This is a genomic window from Pseudomonadota bacterium (genome assembly GCA_027624955.1).
Classification (GTDB): Bacteria; Pseudomonadota; Alphaproteobacteria; order UBA828; family UBA828; genus PTKB01.
The window spans coordinates 44,982-50,981 of record JAQBTG010000029.1 but is presented as its reverse complement, the minus strand read 5'-3'; the positions used below and the strand labels follow the sequence as shown (position 1 = coordinate 50,981).

At 60.3% G+C, this 6,000-nt stretch carries 5 protein-coding genes; 4 read left to right on the top strand and 1 reads right to left on the bottom strand.

Going from position 1 to position 6,000, the window contains the following annotated elements:
• Positions 1-353: 353 nt before the first annotated feature.
• Positions 354-1,700, bottom strand: coding sequence for an aldehyde dehydrogenase (locus O3A94_12125; protein ID MDA1356999.1), 1,347 nt, complete (start codon positions 1,698-1,700; stop codon positions 354-356).
• Positions 1,701-2,270: 570 nt separating this feature from the next.
• Between O3A94_12125 and O3A94_12120 the strand changes: the two genes are divergently transcribed.
• The 4 genes from O3A94_12120 (at position 2,271) to O3A94_12105 (ending at position 5,995) form a co-directional block, all read left to right on the top strand.
• Positions 2,271-3,284, top strand: coding sequence for an asparaginase (locus O3A94_12120; GenBank protein MDA1356998.1), 1,014 nt, complete (start codon positions 2,271-2,273; stop codon positions 3,282-3,284).
• Positions 3,285-3,399: 115 nt separating this feature from the next.
• Entirely contained in the window at positions 3,400-4,428 is a 1,029-nt protein-coding gene (locus tag O3A94_12115; protein ID MDA1356997.1) for an LLM class F420-dependent oxidoreductase, read from the top strand.
• Between the two features lie 74 nt (positions 4,429-4,502).
• Positions 4,503-5,324: a glutaredoxin domain-containing protein gene (locus tag O3A94_12110; GenBank protein ID MDA1356996.1), complete on the top strand. Its 822-nt coding sequence runs from the start codon at positions 4,503-4,505 to the stop codon at positions 5,322-5,324.
• Positions 5,321-5,995 carry an MBL fold metallo-hydrolase gene (locus O3A94_12105; GenBank protein ID MDA1356995.1) on the top strand — a complete coding sequence of 225 codons (675 nt, stop codon included), beginning with the start codon at positions 5,321-5,323 and terminating at the stop codon, positions 5,993-5,995. Before O3A94_12110 ends, O3A94_12105 begins: the two co-directional genes overlap by 4 nt.
• Positions 5,996-6,000: the final 5 nt, after the last annotated feature.

The window sequence follows — 6,000 nt, the reverse complement described above, 5'->3', positions numbered from 1 at the left end:
ATACGAATATATGTCAAGTATGATTATGCGTATATGTAATAATTACTCGCGGCACCGCCCCGAAAACCGGCAAAAAAATGTCTGGAAACGTATAACCACGGCCGACCTCAGCAGCGCTTGAGTTATATCAGGGCAAATCATCGCCCGCGCAGACCTTCAGTGGTTTGCCTACGGGCGGGCTAATAAATCGAAAAATTGAATCGGGAGATGGGCATTAAAACGATAGCAATGCCCAGGAGGCATCTCGGCGGCGGCATCAGGAGGCACCACATAAGTCATGTATCCAGCCCCAACCGCCATCAAGACCCTTCTGCTATTTCCCGATGATAACAACCGGGCTTTGGAGTTCGCGCCTACAGAGCCGTGTAGATGGATTTCGACTGCTGATAAAGGCTGAGGCCCTGGCGGCCTTTTTCGCGGCCGATGCCGCTTTCTTTTACCCCGCCGAAGGGCGTTGCGACCGATAGCGATTTATAGCTATTGATCCAGGTGGTGCCACATTCGATCCGCCGGGCCATGCGCCAGGCCCGTTTAAAATCCGCGCTCCAGATTCCGCAAGCGAGTCCATAGGCCGTGTCGTTCGCCTGCGCGACTAAGTCGTCTTCGCCATTGAAAGGCATTGCCACCAGCACGGGGCCGAAAACTTCCTCCTGACAGATTTGCGCATTGTTGCCCAGCCCATCAATCACGGTCGGCCGGTAGTATGCGCCCTCTGAGAAACCCTCGGGCCGCTCGCCGCCGCATAAGATGCGCCCGCCATCGTCCCGCGCGGATTGGACGAGCGCCTCGACCCGGTCGCGATGCGGGAACGAGGCGAGGGGGCCGAGTTCGCTGGCCTCCTTGTCTGGCGCACCGATACGATAGGCATTTGCCCGCGCGACAACCCGCTCGACAAACGCTTCATAAATGCGCTGTTCGACGAAAAGGCGTGAACCCGCGACGCATGATTGGCCCATTGAGCCGAAGATCCCGCCGGCGACAGCCTGCGCCGCGGCCTCGATGTCAGCATCTGCAAACACGATATGGGGGGATTTACCACCAAGCTCGAGCGCCACCGGCATCAGTTTGGCGGCCGCCGCCGCTGCGATCGCGCGCCCGGTTTTCGTGCCGCCGGTGAAGGACACCATGCGCACATCCGGATGCCGGACGATGGCATTGCCGACAAGACTGCCGGTGCCGGAGAGCACGTTGACCACACCGGGCGGCACGCCCGCGTCCTGACAAAGCCGACCAAGCGCGAGGCCGATGCCCGGCGTGATTTCAGACGGTTTCAGCAGCACGGCATTGCCGGCCGCAATCGCCGGCGCCAGTTTTTGCGCATCCATCGTCAGGGGGGAATTCCACGGCGTGATCAAGCCGACGGCCCCATAGGGTTCTTGAACCGTAAGCGAGAGATAGGGGCCGCGCGGTGTGGTGACGTCGCTCTCCTGCGTTTCGCACACAGCGGCGTAGTAGCGGAAGATGCCAGCGCAGGCCGCAGCCTGCCCGCGGCATTCGGAAATCGTTTTGCCGTTCTGACGCATCTGAAGCGTCGCGAGCCTGTCGCGCTTGTCGTCAATCTGTGCCGCAATCGCGTGAAGAATACGCGCGCGGTTATGGGGCAGGAGATCGTGCCATTCGGGCGCGCTGGCAGCGGCATTTGCTACGCGAACGGCATCCGCCACGTCATCTAGCGTGGCAGTGGAGTAGCGCCCGGCCACACTTCCATCAGCCGGATTGATCGCCTCGAGAATGGGCGCCCCCGACCTGGCGCCGCCACGCCGCCGATCAGCAGAGGTTCCGGCTCGCCTTGTGCGGTCATAACGTCTGCCAGATCGCGGGACGTTGGGCCATAAACAAGCCGAGTTGTTTGGCGGTGCCGGCAATAATGAACCGTCCGAAAGTCAATGTTTGGCTCCTCCGACACCGATCCGATCGCCGGTACAAGGTGGCGCAACGAGAGCCAGGATTCAGCCCGGTCTATCCCGATGCTGGACAGATCATTGGGCCCAGGAAAGTTGACGTAGGTCGCGACCAGTTTCGCGTCGAACCGTTCCATTTGAGTGGCCGATGCGCCACCGCGCATGGTGAGCGATTCCGAGTTGGAAACGCTGGCGCCGTTCGGCATCGAGATCCACCTATTGCGGCTGAGCTTCACATTACCTGGCGCTTCCTGCAGCGGTCGAAGGTCAAAGACACTGCCGTTCGAGGCGCGCCAGCGCAATTATGCGCCCGCCAGCGCCGCATTTGCTTTAATCTGAGCGCCATAACAACAATTGGCGAGGTGACTCGTGAGCGCCAAACATCATGATTGCTTGGTGATCGAATGCAGCCGCGGCCCGGCCGTCGAAAGCGTGCATTTGGTCGATGCTGCGATTGTCGATGCGTCGGGCAAGCTGGTCGAGGCGTGGGGCGATGTCGAGCGTTTCGTTTATCCGCGCTCTGCCGTGAAATCGATCCAGGCATTGCCTTTTTTGGAAAGCGGCGCCGCAGATGAAATTGCGGCGACAAACGCTGAAATCGCCCTCGCCTGCGCCTCGCATAATGGCCAAATTACACATGTTGCGGCCGTTCGACAGTGGCTGGCACGGACTGGTCTTGGCGAGGCGCATCTCGAATGCGGCGGCCACTTGCCGTATCACACCGCGAGTGCCGAGGCGTGCATTCGCCAGGGTGAACCGGGCCAGCCGGTTTTCAACATGTGCTCAGGCAAACATTCGGCCTTCCTGGTGACCGCGAAACTGTTGGGTGAGGAGACAAATAATTACATCGCGCGCGATCATCCTGTGCAACAGCGGGTGGCCGCCGCCATCCGCGAAATGACCGGTTGGGATATCGCGCGCTCGCCCTGGGCGATCGACGGCTGCTCCATTCCGACCATCGGCCTGCCGCTTCATGCGCTGGCGCGGGGCGCCGCCAATATCGCCGATGCCAGCGCCCAGCCGGCGGCGCGCCAGGCGGCGATTTCCCGCATCCGCGCCGCCATCACCGCCGAGCCCTTCATGATCGCCGGCGACGGGCGCGCCTGCACGGACATCATCTCCGCCATCGGCGCCAACGCCTACGTCAAATTCGGCGCAGAAGGCGTATTCTTCGCGCCGCTGTTCTCGCTCGGTTTCGGCCTCGCGCTTAAGGTCCGCGACGGCGCCACCCGCGCCGCCGACACGGCGATTGTGTCTCTACTCAACCATCTCGGATTGTTAAGCGGCGCAGCCGAAGAGAAACTGGCCGCCTATATGGAGACTCCGTTGACGAATTGGCGCGGCACTCCCGTTGGCACCGTGCGCGCTAAACTCGACGGTTAGGGCGCGACCAACCTCCGACCCTTTAGAGTCTGCCGCAATTCCAGGTTTTGCGATTTGCCTTTGGCCGATGTCTTGCTAAACATAAGTCTGATTAGAAATTTGAGGGGATCAAAAAATGGAAATCGGTATTTACGCCAATACCCACGGCCAGGGCTACCGCGACGACAGGGACATGTATCTGGGCCACACGCCCTTCGAGGAAATGCGTCCCGTCCGCACCGCACAACTGGCGGAGAAAAACGGCTTCCATTCGGTCTGGTATCCCGACCATGTCTGCATGCCGATTCAGTCCGGCAGCGCGCACACCGCCAACGTGTCGGGCAAGCGCGCCTATCAACCGCACCACAATATGCTCGATATGGCGGTGGTGATGGGCGCTGTGGCTGCGTGCACCAACCGCATCAAGCTCGGCACGTCGGTGTTGATCGCGCCTTACCGCCATCCGCTCTCCGATGCGCGCCAGTTCGCCACCGTCGACCTTCTCTCGCAAGGCCGTCTGATGCTTGGCGTCGGCTCGGGCTGGATGCAGGAAGAATTTGCCGCCGTCGGCCAGGATCACGCCGTGCGCAACGCACAAACAGACGAATGCTTACAAATTTATAAGCGCGCTTGGACCGATGAAAAAGTCGAATTCGACGGCGAATTTTATAAATTCGAAGACGTCTCGATGGACCCCAAACCGATACAAAAGCCGCACCCACCGATCGTTTTCGGCGGCAATACGCCGGTTGGCGCGCGGCGCGCCATCCGTCATTGTGATGGCCTCTATCCGCTCTTTTTGGATACCCATTGCGAGCCAAACCGCTTCGACCCGCTGCAAGAGCTGATCCGCCGCGAAGCTGACACTCTAGGCCGCGACCTCACGCAGTTCCGCATGTTGGCCGCCGCCTCGGCGCGTATTACCAATGCTGATGACCCACAGTCTCTGGAAGTACCGCGCGCCACCTGCACCGGCACCAGCGAACAGATCCTCGAGCATCTGCAAGCTATGGCCGACGCTGGGTTCTCCATGATCGTCTGTATGATGATGTGCCCGTCGGGCAGTCTTGCCGAGCAAGAAGAGCAAATCCAACGCTTCGGTGAAGAGGTCATCCCCCAGGCGAAGGGCATCAAGCCGGCGGGAGAGTGGAAACTAGTGGATTAGCTAAAGTTGGCAATTTGACCGGTTTAGGTCGGTGTCCTAACTTGCGTGCATAGATCAAACAGCGGAGCCACATCATGGCGCACGCCTACAAGGTTTATTGGCAGCCGGGCTGCACTTCTTGTCTGAGGGCCAAGGAATTCCTCAAGCAGCATGGGATTCCGTTTGAATCGATCAATGTGCGCGTGGATAACGCTGCGATGGCGGATTTGGCCCGCCTCGGGGCGATGTCGATTCCGGTCATCACCCGCGGCGATGACTTCGCCTTTGCCCAGGAAATCCGGGACTTGGCCGATTTCGTCGGGGTCAAGCTCACCCGCGCACAATTGCCGCCAGCCAAATTGAACAAGAAAATCGATCTTATCCTGGCGGCGGCGCAGCGTTTCGCGAAACAGATTCCGGCCGATACCTTGCTGGTCAATTTGCCGGGGCGCGATCGCAACTGCCTCGATCTCGCATATCATATATTTGTCATCCCTACGGCATTCCTCGATGCGGTGCGCGGCGGGGCGGTCACCTTTGAACATTTTGAGCGGATGCCGCCGCCTGAGTTGGATACGGTGGCGAAGGTCTCTGCCTTCGGCCAGGAAGTGCGCAAAGATTTCGCCGCCTGGTGGCGCGAAGGCATCGTGCCAGGCACGGTGAACACCTATTACGGCGTGCAACCTACTCAAGGCGTGATGGAGCGCACCGCGTGGCACGCCGCCCAGCATTGTCGCCAACTCATGGCCGTGGTGGCGGATGCCGGGCTGGAGCCTGACGGACCATTGGGGGAAGCCGAGCTTGGAGGCCTGCCACTTCCCGACGAAGTCTATGATGATGAAGTTCCGATGAAGGCCACAAAGGTGGAGCACGCGGCACCGGCGGCACCAGCGGCAACGGCGACTGCGGACGGGTGAGCGCCACGCCCGCCATCCAGGCCGTCATCGTTCCCGTGACGCCGTTTCAGCAGAACTGTTCGGTCCTCTGGTGCTCCGAGACGATGAAGGGCGCGGTAGTTGATCCCGGCGGCGATCTTGACCGGATCCTGGCTGCGGCCGCTGAACGTCATGTCGAGATCGAAAAAATCCTCGTCACCCATGGTCATATTGACCATTCCGGCAACGCTGCGGAATTGGCCGCGCAGTTGGACGTGCCGATCGAGGGACCGCATCCGGACGATTCATTTTGGATCGACATGATGACAGAGCAGGGCGAACAATGGGGTGTTGCGGGCGCCCGTCCGTTTCAACCGACACGCTGGCTCGATCAAGGCGATAGTGTTTCTTTCGGCAAAGTAACGCTCGCTGTGCTGCATTGCCCGGGCCACACCCCGGGCCATGTTGTCTTTCATCATGCGGAAGCCAAGCTCGCCATTGTCGGCGACGTGCTGTTCCAGGGCTCCATCGGACGAACGGATTTTCCGCGCGGCAATCACGCGGCGCTGATCCACTCGATCACGACGCGATTGTGGCCGCTTGGCGGCGATACTGCCTTCGTGCCCGGTCATGGCCAGATGTCCAATTTTGCCGCCGAACGCCAGAGCAACCCGTTCGTTTCCGACGCTGTTTTGGAAGCTTCCGCGCCCTGACAAAA

Excerpts from the sequence above, each read along its gene's own strand:
- O3A94_12115 (MDA1356997.1), top strand. The coding sequence starts at position 3,400 with ATGGAAATCGGTATTTACGCCAATACCCACGGCCAGGGCTACCGCGAC.
- O3A94_12110 (MDA1356996.1), top strand. The coding sequence starts at position 4,503 with ATGGCGCACGCCTACAAGGTTTATTGGCAGCCGGGCTGCACTTCTTGT.